We start from the raw sequence: 20,615 nt of genomic DNA on the forward strand, positions 1-20,615 counted from the left end.
AATCCTTTTACTTTAGCAATAGACCTGAATTGTTCCAGTAGTCATCATCGAATGTAACTGTCATAAGTTTTATAGTTACATAGTCTCTTGCATTGCCTGTAAAATCGCTGTCAACAATTTCTGCTTCATCTATCTTTAACAGATTGAGTACAGGTTTATTTTCTTCGTCTAGTTCCTTATAAACAAAGTCAATTGATCTTCCAACAGCAGATTCATTGTTGATTGGATTCTCATCCAGGGTGATTTTAAATTTGAAGACCTTTGCATGAGCGTTTACCTCATTTGTGATCTTATCAAGATCTTGTTTTTCATCTTCCTTTTTAGCATAGTTTGATTCACCAAGAATAGATGAAAGCTCTCGGCTTAACTGATATGCAATGTCATTTTTCAAATCAGAGTATAAAGATGCAAGCTTGTCATCTAAAAGTGATTCATTTGCTTTTACAAACTCATCATATGCTGCATCAAAGGCACTTTGTGCTTTTGAATGGGCATTTGTAAGCTTTGCCATAAAGCCTGTCTGCTTTATTTGTGACTGAGCATTGTTACCTGCATTTTTTGCCATACTTATAAAGTCCATTGCAGCTTCATAAAATGGATTTGAGACATCTAAATAAGTCTCCTGTGTCTTTAAACTGCTGGACATTGCAAATTCTTTTGCTTGTGCATACTGTGAAGATAATGCATCTACACTGTTTTTTGCACTTATATATTTCTCATCGGCCTTTTTACTTAAAGGATTTATAAGTTTGCTGATAAAGTTATCTTTAAGACTTTGATAACCTTGCTCATCAAAACGAATCTGTGAATATTCTGGAGCAAAAAGCTTTTTGTTGTCTGTAATTGAACTTAACTGTTTTACAGAGGTTACAAGCTCGATGCTATAAAGAGGATTTGCAGTAAACTCTTCTTCTGCAAACTGTCTGTATCCTAATACAACAGGTGGTTTTGCTGTAAACTGTCTGCTAAAAACTTCATCTTTAAGATTAATCAGTTTTATTAAATTAGCATCTTCGCCTGTATATTTCTTTGTGACTGCATCTTTATCTGTTATATCAATTGTAGGCTCTCTACCGGACTGTTTATCTCCATATACAGCCATTTGTGCATTGGTTTTAAATCTGAATTTTACAGATTCTTTTTCAAGCTTTGATTTGTTATCCACTGCACCCATATATCTTGCAGCAGAAGGAGCCTGCATATACTTTGGATTGATTCTAAAGTTTATAAGATTATTAACATTGCTTGTCTTGATATAGCCAATAGCTGCACCTACAACAACAGTGGTTTTAGGATCACCTATCTTTCCATCATTCAATGAAAATGTTGGATACCATGATGAGCAGTCATATGAATGCATTGATATAATTCTTTTTGCTGACAGATATGACTTGCTTTCAATTAGACGTCTGATACCAGGAAGCTTTGAAGCTCTGCCTGTTAATAAAAGAACATCACAGCGGTATGCATTCACAATTGTATTTAAATAATCCAGTGTATTGCTTAATGAATTACTTGAATTGTGGAAAAGCTTTCTGTTTATTCTGTAAATATCAAATTCAAGCTTTGTATCAAAGAAGTCATCTACATCAAGACCATTTTTTACATATTCTTTTACTGATGAGTCAACCTCAAAACCGTTATCTTCCTTATCAAAAACGGCATCAAGTACAGGACACTCATCAGTATTCTTTAGAAAATCACTTATGCTGCCGCTTGTGACGACACTTGTAATTTCAATAGGTGCCTTTGATAGCTGTTCTATTCTGCCAAGAATTCTATATGCAATTCTTGTAAAGATCTGCTCTACACACTGAACTCTCTTCTGTTTTGAAAGAGCATTGCCAGCCTCTTTTGCAGAGCCAATGATATTCTTAAGATCAAAGCGGCCGTTTAGTTTTGGAATAATTTCATCGCAGATAATGTCATGTACAAGATCGTCACCTGCAACCTTATTTCCATCCTTTAAAACCTCTCTTATCTGTACAATACCCTGCTGATTTGAAACTTCAGTTGAGCCCAACTCCTTGTTTTCCATATCTGCATAAACTCTGTATGGAACAGAATAATCTGTAATAACAAGATCGGTTGTACCACCACCTATATCTATTGTTGCAATTCTTGCTGTCTTGTAATCAGCTCTCTTTTTTGCAAAATCAAGAGGTGCATACTCATTGTATCTGCCATCTGCATCATCTCGTCTTATGTGAGATATGAAATCCAGTGCATTACCATTGAATACACGCTGAGTCTCATTGTAGAAATATACAAGCTGTCCTGCCATAGTTTCACTAAAATCAAGCTTAACCTCCGGAGGCATTGGGAACATTTGCTGAGCTTTTGTTCTGAATGAAAACTCTCGAGCTGGTGTTTTGTCAAAACCTCTTGCTTTCCAGACAATTCCTAAAGCCTGATATACACATGATCTGAAAACCTCTTTTTCAAGATCAGACATTGCAGGAGGTGTGGTAAGCACAATTGATTTTAAGAATCTTGGGCTATCCTCTTTTTGTTTTCTGTGTCTGTAGTGATAGCTGTTAATCTGCATCTGTGCCTGCAAAATTACCTCTACAAGCATAAAAGTCATCATTGATTTGCCTGTATATAGGGCTTTCATGTGACTGTCATCTGAATTGTTTGAGGTATCTGCAAAAAGAGCATCACCAGATGAATTTAAATATTCTGATACGGGTGCATAAACAGCGGTCTTTTCAAATGTTTCAACGCTGTAGAGCTTTTCTTCATATGAATCTGTATCTTCTTCTTTCTGGCAGTACATTGGGATCTGATAATAGTTGCTGTTAAATGACCACTCTTCAACATGATCAGGATCTTTGTGCTCTAACTGCCATAGATATCTTTTAGGTGAGATAAGACCTGTTCTGCCTTCATTTCCCTTTGCATTAGCTGCAAGATTTACAGCCTCCCTGCCGACACGTACTAATGATGGCCATACAAATGATTCTGACAGAGAACTTACAGCTGATGATGAACCGTTAAAATCAAAGACTGCCTTTTGAAACTGCACCTTACTGTCAAAGTTGCCCTTGTAAAGATTTTCAACAGCATTTAGATCTCTTATTTCAAGCTGTGGATTTGATTTTAAATCGCATGATGATGAATCATCATCCTCTACAAGAAAACCAAGTGATCTTGTATTACCAATATCAAGAATAAGGCTTACTGGAGTTGGAGTATTTGTAGACTTTTCAGAAAAAGGCATAAGCTTTATGTCATTTGGTCTAACAAAATGCTCTAAAAAGGCTATAAGATTGAGATAGTGTTTTTCATAGAATCTTTTATCTATCCAGTCTTTCTTTAAACGCTCTTTACCTTTCTTAAAGTATGTCTTGTCAAAAAGCTTGTCATAGACGCTCTTTGCCCACTCTTCAACAAAGGATGTACCATCAGAGCTTCCAAGAAGCATTGCAGTAGCTTCTATGCCACCTCTGAAAGTAAAGACATCATTGATCTGCTGCTCTGATGGAACACATTTAAATGGATCATCATGATCAATAACATTTGTATCAAAGGCAAATGTCACATGATATTCACCACCATTTTCTCTTTTCTTTACATCAGATTTGTTAATGATTCTTGCTCTTGCCCAGTTAACAGGAGTGTCATTTTTATTCTTGCAAAAATAAGGAATAGGGAACCATACACCATTGTACAGATGAAGTGAGTCAAGCATTGAAACACCAGTATCACTCCTATCTTCAGATCTATACTCTGAGCCAATAGTAATTGCCGTTTCAAAATCATCAACTCTTAAACATTCATTGATCTTATCCTCTCTGAATCGTGCATAGTGATCGGCGTATTTTGGATGCTTTACAAACTGACCTTTTACGATATGTTTTGGATAAATATCTTTATCGTCTGATTCAAAATCAATTAATCCATCAAACTCAAAATCAATAAACTGAATACCTGAATTTGCAACAAGTTTTATTGTTTTATTCTCTTCGTCTTTACTTGTTTTAATACTTTTTACTATATCTACAAAAACATCAGCCATAAATCTGCTCCGAAATAGGCATAAAATATATACAAATACTGTACGATTGTAACGCAAATCACTTATAAATAATTATGTTATAAAAAAAAGTATAACAAATAAAAGTCAAATCTTATTAAAACGAGAGCTAGGATACGAAGAATGTGAGAAAAGTTTTGAAATATAATGTTTGACGTGTTTTGGAAAAACTAGTGGTTCAGAAATGAAAAAAGCAACTTTACGTTGCTTCGTGGTGGATGCTATAGGACTCGAACCTATGACCCTCTGCTTGTAAGGCAGATGCTCTAACCAGACTGAGCTAAGCATCCAGGGATGGTGGGTCGTGAGGGGGTCGAACCCGCGACCAACGGATTAAGAGTCCGCTGCTCTACCAACTGAGCTAACGACCCATCCAGGATCTTTGATTTTGACTACGTGGTGGGTCGTGAGGGGGTTGAACCCGCGACCAACGGATTAAGAGTCCGCTGCTCTACCAACTGAGCTAACGACCCAGCGTATTCAAATCTTTTGCATGGTGGGTTGTGAGAGATTCGAACTCTCGACCAACGGATTAAAAGTCCGCTGCTCTACCGACTGAGCTAACGACCCAACCTTGCAATCGTTTTGTTGATTAACTCAACGCGGACTATTTTACTAAAATTTTGTTATGTTGCAAGCATTTTTTTTATTTTTTTTAATTTAATTTTACAAAGCCGATATATAAGCCATTTATATTTTTGCTTGCCTGAACATAATTATTTCTACTTCTACTTTAAGCTCTCAAGTTCTTTTTTAGCAAGGGTGCTTGAGCTTGAAGTTGGATATGTTTTTATTAAAACTTCAAAGAATCTTTTTGCCTTTGCATTATCTCCAAGAGCCTTTGATGTTATTCCAAGTTTATATAAAGCATCAGCTCTCTTTGCAGTACCTTTGAATTTTGCGGTATTTAAAAAGCTGATCCTTGCATCCTGGTATTTATTCTGCTTGTACTGAATCTGACCTAACCAGTACCATGCATTTGGTGTCAAGGTGTTGTTTTTGTACTTTTCAACATAATTTGAAAACAGCATTGCAGACTTATCAAACTGACCTTTATTTAAAAGTGCATAAGCTTCGTTATAAAGTTTCTTAGCACTATCATCAGCCTTATCTAAACCATCAGATGATGGTGATTCAGCCTTTTGTGTTTTTACATCGGCTGTTTTTGCAGTTTCTACTTTTTTTGCAGCTGCACTGCCAAAACCTGATGTTCTTTCAAATGGAATTTCTTTTGTCTCTCCATTTTCAACAAACTTGGATTGTTCTTTTGCAGTTTGTGTATCAGAAACATCATTGTTTTGTGCAGGTGCTGAATTTAACTTTTCTATCTGTGCTCTTAATGATGAATTTTCTGTCTCAAGCTGTTTGATTTTGTAGTTAAGCTCATCAATCTGACCGTCTTTTGCAGCAAGCTTATCTTCTAAGTCTGATATCTGATTTTGCATATTCAGAAGACTCTTGTGCATTGCCATATCATTGTCAGTTGCAAATGACTGATTTAATGTAAATAAAAGCACTGCTGCCAGTATATTTTTTGCAATAATCTTCACTTTTACATCCTTATCATTAAAAAAGGGGTATGAAAACAAAAATTCATACCCCTCATTATACAGATTTTAACTAATTAGTAGTTTAAAACTGCACGACGATTCTTTGACCAAGCAGCCTCATTGTGACCGTCTACATCAGGCTTTTCTTCACCATAGCTTACAATTGAAAGCTGGTTTACATCAACGCCAAGATTCTGCATATAACGGGCAACGCTGCGTGCACGTCTCTCACCTAAAGCGATATTGTACTCAGGAGTACCACGCTCATCAGTATGACCTTCAACGATTAAACGTGCATCTGGATTGCTCTTTAGGTACTGTGCATGAGACTGCATAATACCTAAATACTGATCCTGAATATTCTCAGAATTGTAAGCAAAGTAAATTGTGTTGTTTTCCTTAAGCTCAGCTGGGCCATTGAAGGTTTCCTGAGCATTTGGATCACCAACGGTTAGTGCACCATCAGCATCAAGACCTACATCAACTGCAGAGCCATCCTCTACTAAAGCGGTCTGATCAGCATCTGATGAACATGCATTCAATGCGAAAACTGAAGCAACGCAAAACAGCATAGCTAGATATTTTTTAAACATATTCGTTTCCTTATTTAGATTGATTATTTACTTAACAATGGGCCCCATGCAGGTGAACTGATTTCCCCTGCACTTGATGGAAGATTAGCCTTGAATCTACCATCTGATGAAACTAAAGCAAGACCTTTTCTTCCCTGATAAACTGTTGAATATATTACCATACTTCCATTTGGAGCTACACTTGGTGATTCATCAAGTGTTGAAGTTGTTAACATATAAATACTGCCATCAGCATCCACACGAGCAACTCTAAAGCCATTTACCTGTGTGATTACTACAAGAGAGTTAGTACCAGGGATCTGCTTGGCTGACAGATTTCTTGCACCCTGATAGGTCACTCTTTCAACCTTGCCTGAAACCAGATCCTTTTTATAAATCTGAGCCTTGCCACCTCTTTCTGATGTAAAGAAAAGTGCCTTACTGTCAGCTGACCATGTAGGCTCTGTATCGATAGCACGATTTGCTGTTACCTGAACAAATCTACCCTGAGCCAAATCAAAATAGAAGATATCAGGCTGACCGTTCTTTGATAATGTCATAGCAATCTTGGTACCATCAGGTGACCATGAAGGAGAGCTGTTTAAACCTGAAAATTCAGCTAAGATCTTTCTTTTCTTGGTCACAATATCCTGAACAAAGATTGCTGATTTGCGCTTTTCAAAACTTACATAGGCAATTCTCTTGCCATCAGGTGACCATGCAGGAGTCATGATAGGCTGAGTAGATTTAACAACTGCAACCTCATTGTATCCATCATAATCAGCAGTCATCAGCTGATATGGGAACTTGGAATTTCTTTTCTGCACAATGTAGGCAATTCGTGTTCTAAAACAGCCTCTCTGACCTGTAACAGCCTCATAGATTCTGTCAGATACTCTGTGAGATGCCTGTCGCATAGTAGCAAGAGATGTTCTACCGCCAAAATGAGCAAGTACCTTACCCTTGTTTGCACCCTGAAGGCCTACCAACTGGAATTCAATGTTGTAAATATTGTTGCCTAAAGACTTAACAATACCGCCAACAACAAACTCAGCTGAACTTAATGCAGCCTTTTCAACATCTATCGAACCATTAACGACGCCACCTTGAGGAAGATTGTTTCTTGATAAAGGAGCAAACTTACCAGAGCGCATTAAATCAGCAGCAACAACAGATGCTACATCGAACTTTACATTAGGATCCTGAGCGAACTGATACACAGCAATTCTGTGACCTTCATTGATACCACCTGTAATTTCAATTTTAAGTTCAGCATTTGCAGAGCCTATAAATGCAAGCGCTGCAAAAGCCATTATCAATCTTCTAAACATTAAAAAAACACTCCCTTATTTATAATAAAACCATTATTTCATCAAAGCTTAGGTGTCATTGATATCTTGATGTTTGAACACTCAGGACATGTTGCAGGAGGTCTTGGGAACATTCCCACCTGTCTTATTGCCTCTAAAGCTGATGAACAGACCTTTTCATCACCCTGACAGCTTTGAGCTGCCACCATACCGTCATTAGAAACCTTTATAGAGACTACAACTCTCTTACCGTTCATTGATGGATCAATACGCCAGTTCTGTTCAATAAGGCCACGAACCTTATCGCCATAACCGCCGTCACCACCACCGCCAGCAGAGCCCAGGCCCTGACCTGATTTTTCATCGCCATCTTCAGTGCCTAAAATATCATCCTCTAAAGATTCAGCTTCAGCCATTGCTTTCTTTTTCATGGCATCTGCTTTTGCCTTAGCTTGAGCTTTCTTCTTTTCTTCGAGTTTTTTCTTTTCTTCTAGCTTTTTCTTCTCTTCAAGCTTCTTCTTTTCTTCTAGCTTTTTCTTCTCTTCAAGCTTCTTCTTTTCTTCTAGCTTTTTCTTCTCTTCAAGCTTCTTCTTTTCCTCTAGCTTTTTCTTCTCTTCAAGTTTCTTCTTTTCTTCTAACTTTTTCTTCTCTTCTTCAAGTTTTTTCTTTTTCTCTTCCTCGAGTTTCTTCTTTCTCTCTTCTTCTAGCTTTTTCTTTTTTAAAGCAAGCTCAGCTTGTTTTTGCTCCTCTAAAGCCTTGAGTTTTTTCATGCTCTCTTCAAGCTGCTTTTGCTCTTGCTGCTGCTTTAATTTCTGCTGTTCAAGTTCTGCCTGTTGTTTATCCTCAACAGGTAGCTCAACTTTCTTTTGTTTAGCACCTGAAGGTTTGCCCTTTGCAGGAGGAACAAAAGTTGCGTGCATAAGATCGCCATTTCCCATATTTGGTTTTGATGGCTTATCTAATGATACTCTCACTAGGAGAACTGCGATTATGATTGCATGGACTATCAGTGCAAAAATAAACGCAACTTTCATGTTGATTTTCATTTTTTACTCAATCGGATCTGTTACCAAACCAACGCTTTTAACACCGCCGTTTTTAAGAGCGTTCATAAGCATGATTACGTTATTGTATGCAACCTGAGCATCACCCTGAACAACCACTGGTCTTGATGGATCCTTTTGTAGCTGTTCTGATACATATGCTGTAAGAGAATCAAGATTATCCATCTTCACAGCATTTGAATCGATACTTACAAAAAACTGACCTGCCTTATCAACAGTTGCAATAATAGGAGTCTGCTGATCCTGATTCATTGTTTCTGCCTGTGCCTTTGGCAAATCAACTGTTACGCCCTGCATAACAACAGGTGCTGTTGCAATAAAGATAACCAAAAGCACCAGCATAACATCAATGTATGGAACAACATTGATTTCTGCCTTTGCTCTTGATTTCATTCTTGAACGTGCTGACTGCATATTAACCTCTAATGAAAGTTTGTATTTCTTACAGAAGAGCGCAGTCTGTCACCTTCGACACCAGGGGTATGATAAGTTACTCTATCTGTCGAACTCTGGTTTTGTGAAAGTCTTGATCTTAAATGAGATGCTGAATCATCCTGTGCTGTTGAGTGTACTGTGCTGTTTGCATGAGGATATGACTGATTCTGGCTGTTTACAGTATTAACCTCATTTTTCTGATTCATTTCAGAACGTACACGAACAAGTCTTCTGTTGAGAATTGTTGCAAACTCATCCATGAAGTTGATATATCTGTTCTCTAAAGCCTCAACTTTTGTTACAAAGCGATTATAGAACATAACAGCAGGGATAGCAGCAAAAAGACCCATTGCTGTAGCAATTAAAGCTTCTGCAATAGGAGGCGCTACCATTGAAAGTGTTGCATTCTTTACAGCTGCAAGTGCAATAAAAGCATGCATAATACCCCAAACAGTACCAAATAAACCGATGTATGGGCTGATAGAGCCGATTGTTGCAAGTGTTGACAGATGACCTTCAAGATTCTCCATCTCTCTTGACTGAGATACCTTCATCTGACGGTATGTACCATCCATAACAACTTCCTGATCTGCAGGACCTGAATTTATAAGACGAACGAACTCTTTAAAGCCTGCAGAGAAAATCACCTCAAGACCTAAAAGCTCTGATGATCTTTTGATACAGTCATTGTACAGATTGTTCAAATCGATACCTGACCAGAACTTTTCTTCAAAGTCATCAGCTTTTATTCTTGCATTCTTGTATGAACTTGATTTTGCAAAAATAATTGTCCAGGAAACAACTGATAAGCCAAGTAAAAACAGCATTACCACCTGAACTAGAAAGCTGGCGTTAAAAATAAGATGTGTTATGGATAAAGAACTATTTGCTTCCATTTTTAACCTTTAATATTTACTGTATATGAATCTGTATTCTCTGGAATGAATTTAGCTGCATATTCAAGTGCTTCTTTTGGCATTGAAACTGGTTTGTGCTTTGCCAGATCTACAAAGGCAATCGAACACTCAAACTCAAAAAGCAGTTCATCATTCTGATTAAAAATCTGCTGATATATTTTTAAGCTTGCAAAACGTGCTTTCACAGGGATGCAGCTTACCTTAAGTTCATCGTCAAGTTTTGCAGAGCTAATATAGTTTCCTTTTATGCTTTTTATTACAAAACCTAATTTGTCCTCAAGCATTTTATTCTGAGAAAGCCCCATTGATCTTAACCAGTCTGTACGGCATCTTTCGCAGAACTTCAGATAATTTGCATAGTATACTATGCCACCTGCATCAGTATCCTCAAAATATACTCTGAATTTTTCAAAAAAAGTTTCCATTACTCTTTCCAACAGTTATTCTTTTTTTAAACCGAATTTTTCATATGCTTTGGCAGTTGCAATACGTCCTGTTCTTGAACGCTGAACAAATCCCTGCTGAATTATATAAGGCTCGACAACATTCTCAAGGGTGTCCCTGTCATGACCTAATGAGGCTGCAAGACTTTCTATTCCTACAGGACCACCATTGAAATCATAAATGATGCTCTTTAGATATTCCCTGTCAAAATCATCAAATCCGTCATCATCGATTAAAAGCATTTTAAGCGCTGCTTTGGCAATTTCAAGAGTAATAGTTCCGTTTCCCTTAACCTGAGCATAATCTCGTACTCTCCTTAGCAGACGATTAGCAATTCTAGGAGTTCCTCTTGATCTTGCAGCAATCTCATGAGCGCCTTCTTTAGAAATTACAACGTTAAGTTTCTTTGCAGATGCATTGACAATTATTTCAAGCTCCTTTGGGGTATAGAACCTTAACTGCAGAATTATTCCAAATCTTGCTCTTAATGGAGATGTAAGTGTTCCTGCTCTTGTTGTAGCACCTACAAGAGTGAAAGGATTTAAGGTGATTTTAATAGATCTTGCTGACGGACCTTCACCTGTCATGATGTCCACCATATAATCTTCCATTGCAGGATATAAAAACTCCTCAATTATTGGAGACAGACGGTGGATCTCATCAATAAAGATTACAGATCGAGGTTGCAGGTTTGTTAAAAGTGCAGCGGCATCACCTTTTTTCTCAAGTGCAGGTCCTGAGGTCTGTGATATTGAAACAGACAGCTCATTTGCAATAATATTTGACAATGTAGTCTTACCAAGACCTGGAGGTCCAAAGATTAGAACATGATCAAGAGCCTCTCCTCTTTTTCTTGCTGCCTCCAGTGCAATTGACAACTGTTCTTTTACCTCATTTTGACCAACATAATCTGCAAGTGTTGTTGGTCTTAATGCTCTATCTTCACTAGATTTTGTAAGCTCCTGTAATATCTCATCTTGTGTTTTCTCAGGTCTTACAATGCTGTCAACCTCAATGGAATCAGCAAAGATCCCCATATTGTCATCAGACATTTATCGGCCTCCTTTAGAAATCACAGATAGAGCCTTTACAATTATCTGCTGAGTTGAAAGGGATGGTTCTTCTTTCAGTACCAGTTTTACATATTTGACAGAATCATTCTCTTTATAACCCAATGCAGTCATGGCAGCTACAGCATCACTGAATCTGTCATCGGAAGAAGAAACATCTCCTTGTTTACTCTGTAAGGACTGACCACTGTCATTTGCAAAGTTCTTTAGTGTGTCTTTTAGCTCTACAACCAGTCTTGAAGCTGTTTTCTTTCCAACTCCGGGGATCTGCTCCAGACTTGAAGCCTTTTCTTGAAGAACTGAAGATACAAACTCATCTACACTGAATGTTGATAAAACAGCTAAGGCCATTTTAGGACCAACACCATTAACTTTTATCAGAGCTCTGAACAGAGATCTCTGTGTGATTGTTGAAAATCCAAAAAGTACCTGTGCATCCTCTCTTACAACATGGTGGATATAAACAAAGCATGGAGCATCAATTTTAAGTTCTGACAGGCTTGATACGGGCATATCAACCTCATATCCTACACCTGATGAAACTTCAATCAGTGCAGTAACGCCGTCTATTCTTAAAACCTTGCCTCTTAAACTACCTATCATAATATTATTTCTTATCTCTCTGCCAGCGTCCGTGCACTGCACCCTGAGTTGCGACGCCGTTTCCTATTGTTTGTGTAACCTTGCTTGTAAAGCAGTGACATAATGCACAGGCAAGAGCGTCTGCAGCATCTGCCTGAGGATTTGCTGACAGATGAAGAATATGCTTAATCATATACTGCACCTGTTCTTTTTTAGCCCAACCATAACCTACAACTGACTGCTTTATCTGCATTGGAGTATATTCATAAACCAAAAGGCCCTGATTTGCCCCAGCCACAATTGCAGCAGCTCTTGCTTCAGACAGCTTTACGGTTGACTGAACATTTTTTGACAAGAATGTCTCTTCTATAGCCATACAGTCAGGCTTGTACTGCTCTACGAGAGTTAAGACTGCATCAAAAATAACTTTTAGCTTTGAAGCAAGATCACCGTTTCCTGTTTTGATACACCCAGAGCCGATATAGGTAACATCACTTCCGGTCATTTTAACAATGCCGTATCCTGTAAAACGCGAACCTGGGTCAATTCCGATGACGATTTTTGACATAAATACAGTGTTGTTACAAAAAAAAGATTATCAGCTTTTAAGACGAATTTTCTGTACGATTATACGAATTTAAGAGGAAGAATAAAATATATTTCAGTTATATTTGATGCTTCAAAGAGATTAAAAAAAAGATGAAACTGCTTTGCAAATGTATGCATTACAAAATCATGCTGCCAGGCAGAATCGAACTGCCGACCTCCTGATTACGAATCAGTTGCTCTACCTACTAAGCTATGGCAGCGTGAGAGTATTCTAAAAAATTCTAAATCGAGATTCAATATTTTGATAAAATGATTTCAAGAGGTTAACATGGACACATACAGACAGATAGTATTAAACGCATTCAAACTTATTATCCTTTTTGTTTTCTTTAACAACTCTCATGCTTATCCGCCAAATGACTCAATTAGAATCGGAATTTTGGTATTCGGCTCTATTGTGTTCATGGTTTGCGGCTTTGAATTTAAAAAGGAGAAAAAGCGCTTTAGAACTATGTTCATGTGGTGCTTTGCCTTTTTACCATGGCTCTTTTTTGCTCAGGTAAGTTATATTGCAAGTGCAAAAGAGCAAAGCGTCTTCAAATATCTTACAGACAATATTCATGTTCTGTTTATATACAATTCAACAAGACTTATTTTCGGTCTTTGCGTATTTATTATCATTCTTTATGAATTTTTCAGAGCTATTAGAAATCTTTACTCAAAAGATTAAGCTCACAAAGAAAAAAAATTCCAAAAAACAGGCAAAGACATACCTGTTTTTTTGTATAATATTCATTTATATTTTTAATTAAACTAACAGAGGTAAAAATGGCACAGCTTTCAGGTGTAGCACTTGTTGGAGACGTTGGCGGCACCAACGCAAGATTATCACTGGTAAATTTAGCAGATGGCTCATTATCAAATACTATTATCTATTCATCAGTTGACAATGAATCATTAGAGCTTGTAATCAGAAAGTATCGTGAGGATGCAGGTGTTGAATTTGATTCAGCTTGTATCGCTATTGCCTGCCCTGTTAATGGTGACTACATCAAGATGACAAATAATCATTGGGAATTCTCAATAAGCAAGATGAAAGAAAATCTTGGTCTTAAAGAGTTAGTTTTCATCAATGATTTTACTGCAATGTCAATGTGCACAACCGCAATTGACATCAAAGATATGACTCAGGTTGGCGGTGAGTCTATCGATCCTAAGGCACCTAAGGCTATTTACGGAGCAGGTACCGGCCTTGGTGTTGGCTATCTTATCAATGTAAACGACAAGTGGATCCCTCTTTCAACTGAAGGCGGTCACGTTGATCCTAGTGCTACAACCTCAAGACAGGATGATATTCTCCGTGAGATAAGAAAGAACTTCAAGCACGTATCAGCTGAGCGTCTGCTTTCAGGTCAGGGTTTAGTTAATCTATACAAAGCAATTGCAACTCTAAACGGTCACGAGGTTAAGGATGTTGAGCCTTGCGATGTAACTGCAGGTGCATTTGCTGATCCTGCATGCCCAGACTGCAAGGAGGCAATTGATCAGTTCTGCGCTATGATGGGCGTATTCGGTTCAAATCTTGCAGTAAACCTACTTACAAAGGGCGGTGTTTACATTGCAGGCGGTATCGTTCCAAGATTCATTGAATACTTCAAAAATTCATCATTCAGAGAGAACTTCGATAATGCAGGTAGATTCTCTGAGACCATGAAGAAATTACCTGTTTATGTAATTTCTCACAAGGATGCCGGTCTGCTAGGAGCTGGTGCTTATATTCGTCAGCAGTTAGGTGCAGATCTTTAATTTTTTAAGTCAATTAGTCTGACAGCTTGTGTTTTACTCAGGCGCTAAAAAAGCCAAAACATTTTATGTTTTGGCTTTTTGTATGATTTCATGTTCAAAGCTTAATCGAGGAATCCTCTTAATCCCTGTGAACGGCAAGGATGACGCAGTTTTCTTAAAGCCTTAGCTTCAATCTGACGAATACGCTCACGGGTAACACCAAACTGACGACCAACCTCTTCAAGAGTATGATCAGATGGCATTCCGATACCGAAACGCATTCTTAGAACCTGTGCCTCACGTGGTGGCATTTCATCTAAAACACCATTGATTGCGTTCTTCAGGCTCTCAGATGTGGCTGCCTCTGCAGGAACTACTATTGAGCTATCCTCAATAAAATCTCCTAAATGAGAATCGTCATCATCACCTACAGGAGTCTCTAATGAAATTGGCTCCTTAGCAATCTTCATTACCTTTCTAATCTTATCTTCAGGTAAGCCCATCTTTGCAGCTAACTCTTCTGGAGTTGGCTCTCTTCCCTTCTCCTGAAGCATCTGACGTGAAATACGATTGAGCTTGTTAATAGTTTCAATCATATGAACTGGAATTCTGATTGTACGTGCCTGATCAGCAATAGATCTGGTAATAGCCTGTCTAATCCACCATGTTGCATATGTAGAGAACTTGTAACCTCTTCTGTATTCAAACTTATCAACAGCCTTCATCAGACCGATATTACCTTCCTGAATCAGATCAAGGAACTGTAGACCTCTGTTTGTATACTTCTTGGCAATGGAAATAACAAGACGAAGGTTGGCTTCAACCATCTCCTTCTTAGCCTTCTTAGCCATTGCATCACCCATCATGATACGTCTTGCAAGATCTCTTAAGCGACAGATATTGATACCTGAATCTGTTTCGATTTCCTTTAAGGCATCTACACACTTTTTGATTTCAGGCTCATATTCTTTGAGCTTTGCTGTATATGCTTTCTTGCTCTTGCAGGCTTTTTCAAACCATTCCATTTCAGATACGACTTCTTCATCATTGTAGAACTTCTTGAGTTCTTCAATCTTCATGCCGCATCTTCCAACTGCAATTTCACGTACTCTGCGATCCTGCTTTTTAACACGATCCATCATTTCGTGAAGCTTACGAAGCAAACTTTCAAGTTGTGATGGAACAATCTTGAAGGTTTTGAAAATTTCTACTAATTTCTCAAGTTCTTTCTGATACTTCTTGTCTGTTGTTGACTTTGCTCTTGCAGCAATAACCTTATCAAACTGAACTCTAAGCTCTGTAAAGCGCTTTCTGGTCTCCTCAGGATCTGGACCTGAATCATTAGGAGAATCATCGCCATCAGAATCTAAATCGTCATCATCTTCAATTTCGTCTTTATTGGCTTTAGCTTTCTTCTTAGATGGCTTTGCAGTTACTGACTCTTCTTCCTCATCAAGAGCTTCTAGCTCTTTATCAAGTTCAGCTTCAGCATTCTCATCAACATCAAGAATAATATCTTCATTGTCCTCTGCTGCACTGTTTGGATCAGCAAAACCGTTGATGATATCGCCAAGCTTGATCTCAGATAAAGGATCCTGAGTCATCTCATAACGGGCAAAAAGCTCTTCCATAGCTTCTGGATATTCAACAAGACATAACTGAACTTCTGAAGTACCCTTCTCTATGCGCTTAGAGATTTCAATCTCATCTTTTCTAGTAAGAAGAGATACATTGCCCATCTCGCGCATATACATACGTACAGGATCTGTTGTTCTTCCAATATCAACTGAGCTGTCAAGCTGATTTGCTACAACTTCCACATCTTCAGTATCTGATGTTGAATTTCCATTTAAAAGAAGATCATCTGCCTCAGGAGGAGTTTCACAGACTGTAATACCCATGTCTATGAAGGTCTGAATGAAGACTGATAACTGATCACCACTGATAATATCAGGTGGAATAAGATCGTTAATCTCTTCAATAGTTAAGTATCCCTGATCTTTTCCTTTGGCAATTAATTGTTTAAATTCTGTACTTGCTGAATTATTATCCATTCTCTAATTTTTCCTGGATTACTTGTCTTTTATAGTGACGAAATGGGTAAGAGTTTCCTCCTGCCCATTATCGTAATATTTATATATAGGTTATGAATTCAGAAAAAGCAAAATATTTTTGCTAAATAATAAATTAAACCTCAAGATCATCAGGGAATGATGCATTGTGATATACATTCTGAACATCATCAAGATCTTCAAGAGCGTCAATCATCTTCATGCATCTTACAGCGATATCACCTTCTAACTCAGCTTCTGTTGATGGAACCATTGAAACTTCTGCATTAATTGGCTTTAAACCAGCCTTTTCAAAAGCTTCAACTACATCAGCAAAAGCATCTGGAGCTGTATAGATATCGATTGAACCATCATCATTAGTTACAACATCATCTGCACCAGCTTCAAGACCGATATCCATTGCCTTTTCCTCGTCAACTTCAATCTTACCGTCCTCATCTGGAGCAAAGCTGATTACGCCCTTCTTGGTGAACAAGTAACCTACAGAGCCAGAAGTACCAAGGTTGCCACCAAACTTGGTGAAAGCATGACGAACCTCAGATGCTGTTCTGTTGTGGTTGTCAGTCATGCACTCAACCATAACTGCTACACCGCCAACGCCATAACCTTCATAAGTGATGTTCTCTAAATCAGAACCTTCACCACCACCAACACCACGCTCAATAGCTCTCTTGATGGTGTCACGGGTCATGTTCTGTGCTAATGCAGCAACAACTGCCGAACGTAAACGAGGATTTGAAGACTCATCACCGCCACCCATTTTTGCAGCAGTTGTGATTTCACGGATCAGCTTAGTGAATACCTTACCACGCTTTGCATCCTGTGCAGCCTTACGGAATTTAATATTGGCCCATTTTGAATGTCCTGACATTTTTATCTCCTGTTTTTAGCGCATTAGGCTATTTTTCAATATCTGTTACAGCAATTGCAAGCTCGGTTAAAGCATCGTCATTTGCTAAATTTGGTGCATCTGTCATTAGACATGATGCTGCTGTTGTCTTAGGGAATGCAATAACATCTCTGATGTTATCAGTACCAGTTAGAAGCATGGTTACTCTATCTAAACCAAATGCTAAACCAGCATGTGGAGGAGCACCGAATGATAAAGCATCTAATAAGAAGCCAAACTTCTCTCTTGCCTCTTGCTTTGAGATACCAAGTACTGTGAATACAGCATTCTGCATATTCTCATCATAGATACGAACTGAACCACCACCTGACTCATAACCGTTAATTACAAGATCGTATGCATCTGCATATACAGACATAGGATCAGCAATTAACTGCTCTGGAGTTACATTCTTTGGTGCTGTAAAAGGATGATGCATTGCAGTCAGACCAGCCTCTTCAGTCATCTCAAACATTGGGAAGTCAACAACCCATAATGCCTTGTAACCATCTGCCACAAGATTTGCATCTCTTGCAGTCTGAAGTCTTAATGAACCCATAGCTGTAGCAACCTTTACTCTCTTGCCACATCCGATGAAGATCATGTCACCATCTTTTGCTCCAGTTGCATTTACAATAGCATTTAGCTCCTGCTCATTTGTAAACTTGGCAAATGATGCCTTAATGCCTTCAAGCCCCTGTGAAACAGAATTAACCTTTACATAAAGCAGACCTGATAAACCAAGCTTCTTTACATAATCTGTATATGCATCAATATTCTTTCTTGTAAGTGAAGCACCTGAAGGAAGAGCAAATGCAACAACTCGACTTGTCTTATCGTTTGCAGCTTCACTTAAAACTGAGAATGCTGAATTCTTTACAACATCATCAATTAGCTTTAGCTCAAAGTCGATTCTTAAATCAGGTTTATCAGAACCGAATCTGTCCATAGCCTCATCCCATGTCATTACAGGAAGAGTACCTAAATCAACATTCTTGATTTCAAGGAACAGCTTGCGGATCATTTCTTCCATTACTGATCTAACATCATCAGATGACATAAATGAGGTTTCAACATCGATCTGTGTGAACTCAGGCTGTCTGTCTGCTCTTAAATCCTCATCTCTAAAGCACTTTACAATCTGATAATAACGATCATAACCTGCAATCATCAGAAGCTGCTTGAAAAGCTGTGGTGACTGAGGCAGTGCGTAGAATTTACCATGATGAATTCTTGATGGAACAAGATAATCTCTAGCGCCTTCAGGTGTTGCCTTTGTAAGCATTGGAGTTTCTATATCCAAAAAGCCATGCTCATCGAGGAAATGTCTTACAAAGTGAGTAATCTTTGCTCTGGTTACTAACTTCTCAACCATCTCTGGTCTACGTAAATCAAGGTATCTGTAGCGCAGTCTCTGCTCTTCTGTATTATCCTGATTGAAATCTAATGGAAGTACACCAGCCTTGTTAAAGATCTTTAGTTCTTTTGCGTATACTTCTATTTCACCGGTAGCCATCTTCTTGTTTTTCTGATCGTCAGGACGTGCCTTGACACAGCCCTTTACACAGATACAGAACTCATTTCTTAAAGTAGAAGCCAACTGATGAAGCTGCTCATTGTCAGGTTCAAAAACGACCTGAACAATTCCTGTTCTATCTCTTAAATCGATGAAAATCAGACCACCAAGATCACGTCTGCGGTTAACCCAGCCGCATAAGGTAACATCAGTGTCCTTATTGCTTAAATTTACATTACCACAGTAAATTGAACGCATTGACATATAAAAGCCTCTTCGTTTAGGCGCATAAAATTTAGCACCGCATAAAAACGGCACTATACATAATCACTAAAATTACAATATTATAAAATCTTTGCTGAATATAAGCAATATTTGCACTAATTGAATCGGCATTATGCTCTTAGCTTTGTTGCAGTTATGTTAAAACTGAAGCCTCTGAAAAACTATCGTCATGATATCTAAATGAGCATTTTCATTTCATACTCAAATAATTATTGTTACCTTAGATTTTATTTAACGCTGTATCACAAATTCATCGTTAATTCAGACCTATAAACAATAAATTAAGTTATATTGTTAAGAGCATAACTAAAGGTGGTATGTGCTTAAATATATAAATGCTTTCTCGTTGTTTATGATCCTTGTAATAGTCGCAATTTACGGCTACACAAAAGTTTTCAAGGATACAAAGACTGTTTATGTGGGTATTGATGGATATCTTCCACCATTTAGCTCAACAAACTCATATGGAGAAAGTCAAGGATACAGTGTCGATATTATAAGACAGCTGACTGATACACTGGATATGAATATCAAATTTCGTATCGTTCCTTTTAGCTCTCTAAACGACTGTATTAAAAATCGTACAGTTGATATTGTAATTGCACCTTTTGATACCTCAAAAGAAAAGAAAGAAACTTATTCAGAGTACACTCTTCCTTACTACGTAAATTATCCTACCTTGGCAGTCAGAAAAAATAGAAACATGACTGATTTTAATAAATACAACATGAAAGGTAAGACAATCTGCGTATTAAACAAATCTGATATTCTCAATTTGATAAGATTAAACTTCTATTATTCAAAAATTGCTGTTTATACAAATTCTCAGGATGCATTCGAAGATCTTATTCATGGTAAGTGCGATGCCATTGCCGACAGCAAATCAAGCAACTCATACCATGTAACAAAGCATAAGCTAAGACGAATTGCCATAAAAAGAATTCTCCCAAATATAAAAGGTCAGGAGTATAGAATTGCTGTAAGAAAGGGAGAAAATGATCTTCTTAACAAAATAAACTATGGTCTTTTCTATCTTAACTCAACTGGGGTGATTGACCAAATCAGTAAAAAGTGGTTTGGATCAGGCGCTGAAGTGGACATTACACAAAGTGATGTTGCTAATGCTAAACAGGAAAGTAAAAAATATCTTTCTTTTTTATGATCTTTAATTTTACAAATCAAAGTAAAACTGCATATCTTATCAATTCAAGGCTTTTCTTATCTACAAAGAGATCTGATATCTGCATGTAAATAACGAACCATTAAACAGCAAAAAAGGCTGCTATAAAATAGTATTGATACAAAACAAAAGGAAAATACGAGGTAAAAAAAAGATTACCAAAGGTAATCTAATTTTTTGATGGCAAGTTGGCGGAACGGACGGGGATCGAACCCGCGACCTCCTGCGTGACAGGCAGGCATTCTAACCATCTGAACTACCGCTCCGCACTTAAAGTAAATGCCTGGCAGTGACCTACTCTCACACAAACGTACGTTGCACTACCATCGGCGTAACTGCATTTCACTTCTGTGTTC

Annotated in this window: 16 protein-coding genes, 6 tRNA genes and 1 pseudogene; 3 read left to right on the forward strand and 20 right to left on the reverse strand. The window is 37.9% G+C overall.

Annotation, left to right across the window (positions count from 1 at the left end):
- Positions 1–7 precede the first annotated feature (7 nt).
- From J5V48_RS06210 to J5V48_RS06285, 16 genes and pseudogenes are all read right to left on the reverse strand, one after another.
- Positions 8–4,021, reverse strand: a complete 4,014-nt coding sequence (locus tag J5V48_RS06210; protein ID WP_219937711.1) for a virulence factor SrfB — start codon at positions 4,019–4,021, stop codon at positions 8–10.
- A 230-nt stretch (positions 4,022–4,251) separates the two neighbouring features.
- Positions 4,252–4,329, reverse strand: a tRNA-Val gene (locus J5V48_RS06215).
- Between the two features lie 5 nt (positions 4,330–4,334).
- A tRNA-Lys gene (locus J5V48_RS06220) sits at positions 4,335–4,410 on the reverse strand.
- Between the two features lie 26 nt (positions 4,411–4,436).
- Positions 4,437–4,512 (reverse strand) — tRNA-Lys (locus tag J5V48_RS06225).
- Between the two features lie 21 nt (positions 4,513–4,533).
- Positions 4,534–4,609: transfer RNA gene (locus J5V48_RS06230), tRNA-Lys, on the reverse strand.
- Between the two features lie 158 nt (positions 4,610–4,767).
- Positions 4,768–5,589, reverse strand: a complete 822-nt coding sequence (gene ybgF / locus J5V48_RS06235) for a tol-pal system protein YbgF (protein WP_219937712.1) — start codon at positions 5,587–5,589, stop codon at positions 4,768–4,770.
- Between the two features lie 74 nt (positions 5,590–5,663).
- Positions 5,664–6,182 carry a peptidoglycan-associated lipoprotein Pal gene (pal, locus tag J5V48_RS06240; RefSeq protein ID WP_255557745.1) on the reverse strand — a complete coding sequence of 173 codons (519 nt, stop codon included), beginning with the start codon at positions 6,180–6,182 and terminating at the stop codon, positions 5,664–5,666.
- A gap of 23 nt (positions 6,183–6,205) precedes the next feature.
- Positions 6,206–7,492 carry a Tol-Pal system beta propeller repeat protein TolB gene (gene tolB, locus J5V48_RS06245; RefSeq protein ID WP_219937713.1) on the reverse strand — a complete coding sequence of 429 codons (1,287 nt, stop codon included), beginning with the start codon at positions 7,490–7,492 and terminating at the stop codon, positions 6,206–6,208.
- A 41-nt stretch (positions 7,493–7,533) separates the two neighbouring features.
- A complete protein-coding gene (tolA, locus tag J5V48_RS06250; RefSeq protein ID WP_219937714.1) occupies positions 7,534–8,517 on the reverse strand; it encodes a cell envelope integrity protein TolA in 984 nt (327 codons plus the stop codon).
- 3 nt (positions 8,518–8,520) lie between these two features.
- Positions 8,521–8,949, reverse strand: a complete 429-nt coding sequence (gene tolR, locus J5V48_RS06255) for a protein TolR (protein ID WP_219937715.1) — start codon at positions 8,947–8,949, stop codon at positions 8,521–8,523.
- A 227-nt stretch (positions 8,950–9,176) separates the two neighbouring features.
- Positions 9,177–9,866: pseudogene (tolQ, locus tag J5V48_RS06260) on the reverse strand (protein TolQ); the annotation flags it as partial.
- Positions 9,867–9,868: 2 nt separating this feature from the next.
- Complete coding sequence (locus J5V48_RS06265) at positions 9,869–10,312, reverse strand: YbgC/FadM family acyl-CoA thioesterase (protein ID WP_219937717.1); 444 nt, start codon at positions 10,310–10,312, stop codon at positions 9,869–9,871.
- A gap of 15 nt (positions 10,313–10,327) precedes the next feature.
- Positions 10,328–11,383 (reverse strand): Holliday junction branch migration DNA helicase RuvB, encoded by a 1,056-nt coding sequence (ruvB, locus tag J5V48_RS06270; protein ID WP_255557746.1) that lies wholly within the window; start codon positions 11,381–11,383, stop codon positions 10,328–10,330.
- Positions 11,384–12,004 carry a Holliday junction branch migration protein RuvA gene (gene ruvA, locus J5V48_RS06275; protein WP_219937718.1) on the reverse strand — a complete coding sequence of 207 codons (621 nt, stop codon included), beginning with the start codon at positions 12,002–12,004 and terminating at the stop codon, positions 11,384–11,386. It abuts the gene before it with no gap.
- Positions 12,005–12,008: 4 nt separating this feature from the next.
- Positions 12,009–12,551 carry a crossover junction endodeoxyribonuclease RuvC gene (gene ruvC / locus J5V48_RS06280; protein ID WP_219937719.1) on the reverse strand — a complete coding sequence of 181 codons (543 nt, stop codon included), beginning with the start codon at positions 12,549–12,551 and terminating at the stop codon, positions 12,009–12,011.
- Between the two features lie 168 nt (positions 12,552–12,719).
- Positions 12,720–12,792 (reverse strand) — tRNA-Thr (locus tag J5V48_RS06285).
- 68 nt (positions 12,793–12,860) lie between these two features.
- Between J5V48_RS06285 and J5V48_RS06290 the strand changes: the two genes are divergently transcribed.
- Together J5V48_RS06290 and glk are read left to right on the forward strand one after the other, a co-directional pair.
- A complete protein-coding gene (locus tag J5V48_RS06290; RefSeq protein ID WP_219937720.1) occupies positions 12,861–13,262 on the forward strand; it encodes a hypothetical protein in 402 nt (133 codons plus the stop codon).
- Between the two features lie 98 nt (positions 13,263–13,360).
- Positions 13,361–14,338, forward strand: a complete 978-nt coding sequence (gene glk / locus J5V48_RS06295; RefSeq protein WP_219937721.1) for a glucokinase — start codon at positions 13,361–13,363, stop codon at positions 14,336–14,338.
- 101 nt (positions 14,339–14,439) lie between these two features.
- On the opposite strand, the gene rpoD is transcribed toward glk, so the two are convergent.
- The 3 genes from rpoD to aspS all read right to left on the reverse strand — a co-directional run bounded on the left by rpoD (position 14,440) and on the right by aspS (position 19,052).
- The gene (gene rpoD / locus J5V48_RS06300) at positions 14,440–16,371 is read right to left on the reverse strand and encodes an RNA polymerase sigma factor RpoD (protein WP_219937722.1); all 1,932 of its coding nucleotides are present in this window, start codon (positions 16,369–16,371) and stop codon (positions 14,440–14,442) included.
- A gap of 133 nt (positions 16,372–16,504) precedes the next feature.
- Positions 16,505–17,260: a YebC/PmpR family DNA-binding transcriptional regulator gene (locus J5V48_RS06305; RefSeq protein WP_219937723.1), complete on the reverse strand. Its 756-nt coding sequence runs from the start codon at positions 17,258–17,260 to the stop codon at positions 16,505–16,507.
- A 28-nt stretch (positions 17,261–17,288) separates the two neighbouring features.
- On the reverse strand, positions 17,289–19,052 hold the full coding sequence (gene aspS, locus J5V48_RS06310; protein WP_219937727.1) for an aspartate--tRNA ligase: 1,764 nt from the start codon (positions 19,050–19,052) through the stop codon (positions 17,289–17,291).
- Positions 19,053–19,398: 346 nt separating this feature from the next.
- On the opposite strand from aspS, the gene J5V48_RS06315 reads away from it, so the two are divergent.
- Positions 19,399–20,241, forward strand: a complete 843-nt coding sequence (locus J5V48_RS06315; RefSeq protein WP_219937724.1) for a transporter substrate-binding domain-containing protein — start codon at positions 19,399–19,401, stop codon at positions 20,239–20,241.
- Between the two features lie 207 nt (positions 20,242–20,448).
- Here J5V48_RS06315 and J5V48_RS06320 read toward each other — a convergent pair.
- A tRNA-Asp gene (locus J5V48_RS06320) sits at positions 20,449–20,525 on the reverse strand.
- Positions 20,526–20,615 lie beyond the last annotated feature (90 nt).

This window comes from Succinivibrio faecicola (assembly GCF_019448115.1).
Classification (GTDB): Bacteria; Pseudomonadota; Gammaproteobacteria; order Enterobacterales; family Succinivibrionaceae; genus Succinivibrio; species Succinivibrio faecicola.

What these genes read in the sequence shown, in the direction of transcription:
- J5V48_RS06210 (WP_219937711.1), bottom strand. Translation starts at nt 4,021, where the DNA reads ATGGCTGATGTTTTTGTAGATATAGTAAAAAGTATTAAAACAAGTAAA.
- pal (WP_255557745.1), bottom strand. Translation starts at nt 6,182, where the DNA reads ATGTTTAAAAAATATCTAGCTATGCTGTTTTGCGTTGCTTCAGTTTTC.
- tolB (WP_219937713.1), bottom strand. Translation starts at nt 7,492, where the DNA reads ATGTTTAGAAGATTGATAATGGCTTTTGCAGCGCTTGCATTTATAGGC.
- tolA (WP_219937714.1), bottom strand. Translation starts at nt 8,517, where the DNA reads ATGAAAATCAACATGAAAGTTGCGTTTATTTTTGCACTGATAGTCCAT.
- tolR (WP_219937715.1), bottom strand. Translation starts at nt 8,949, where the DNA reads ATGCAGTCAGCACGTTCAAGAATGAAATCAAGAGCAAAGGCAGAAATC.
- J5V48_RS06265 (WP_219937717.1), bottom strand. Translation starts at nt 10,312, where the DNA reads ATGGAAACTTTTTTTGAAAAATTCAGAGTATATTTTGAGGATACTGAT.
- ruvB (WP_255557746.1), bottom strand. Translation starts at nt 11,383, where the DNA reads ATGTCTGATGACAATATGGGGATCTTTGCTGATTCCATTGAGGTTGAC.
- ruvA (WP_219937718.1), bottom strand. Translation starts at nt 12,004, where the DNA reads ATGATAGGTAGTTTAAGAGGCAAGGTTTTAAGAATAGACGGCGTTACT.
- ruvC (WP_219937719.1), bottom strand. Translation starts at nt 12,551, where the DNA reads ATGTCAAAAATCGTCATCGGAATTGACCCAGGTTCGCGTTTTACAGGA.
- J5V48_RS06290 (WP_219937720.1), top strand. Translation starts at nt 12,861, where the DNA reads ATGGACACATACAGACAGATAGTATTAAACGCATTCAAACTTATTATC.
- glk (WP_219937721.1), top strand. Translation starts at nt 13,361, where the DNA reads ATGGCACAGCTTTCAGGTGTAGCACTTGTTGGAGACGTTGGCGGCACC.
- rpoD (WP_219937722.1), bottom strand. Translation starts at nt 16,371, where the DNA reads ATGGATAATAATTCAGCAAGTACAGAATTTAAACAATTAATTGCCAAA.
- J5V48_RS06305 (WP_219937723.1), bottom strand. Translation starts at nt 17,260, where the DNA reads ATGTCAGGACATTCAAAATGGGCCAATATTAAATTCCGTAAGGCTGCA.
- aspS (WP_219937727.1), bottom strand. Translation starts at nt 19,052, where the DNA reads ATGCGTTCAATTTACTGTGGTAATGTAAATTTAAGCAATAAGGACACT.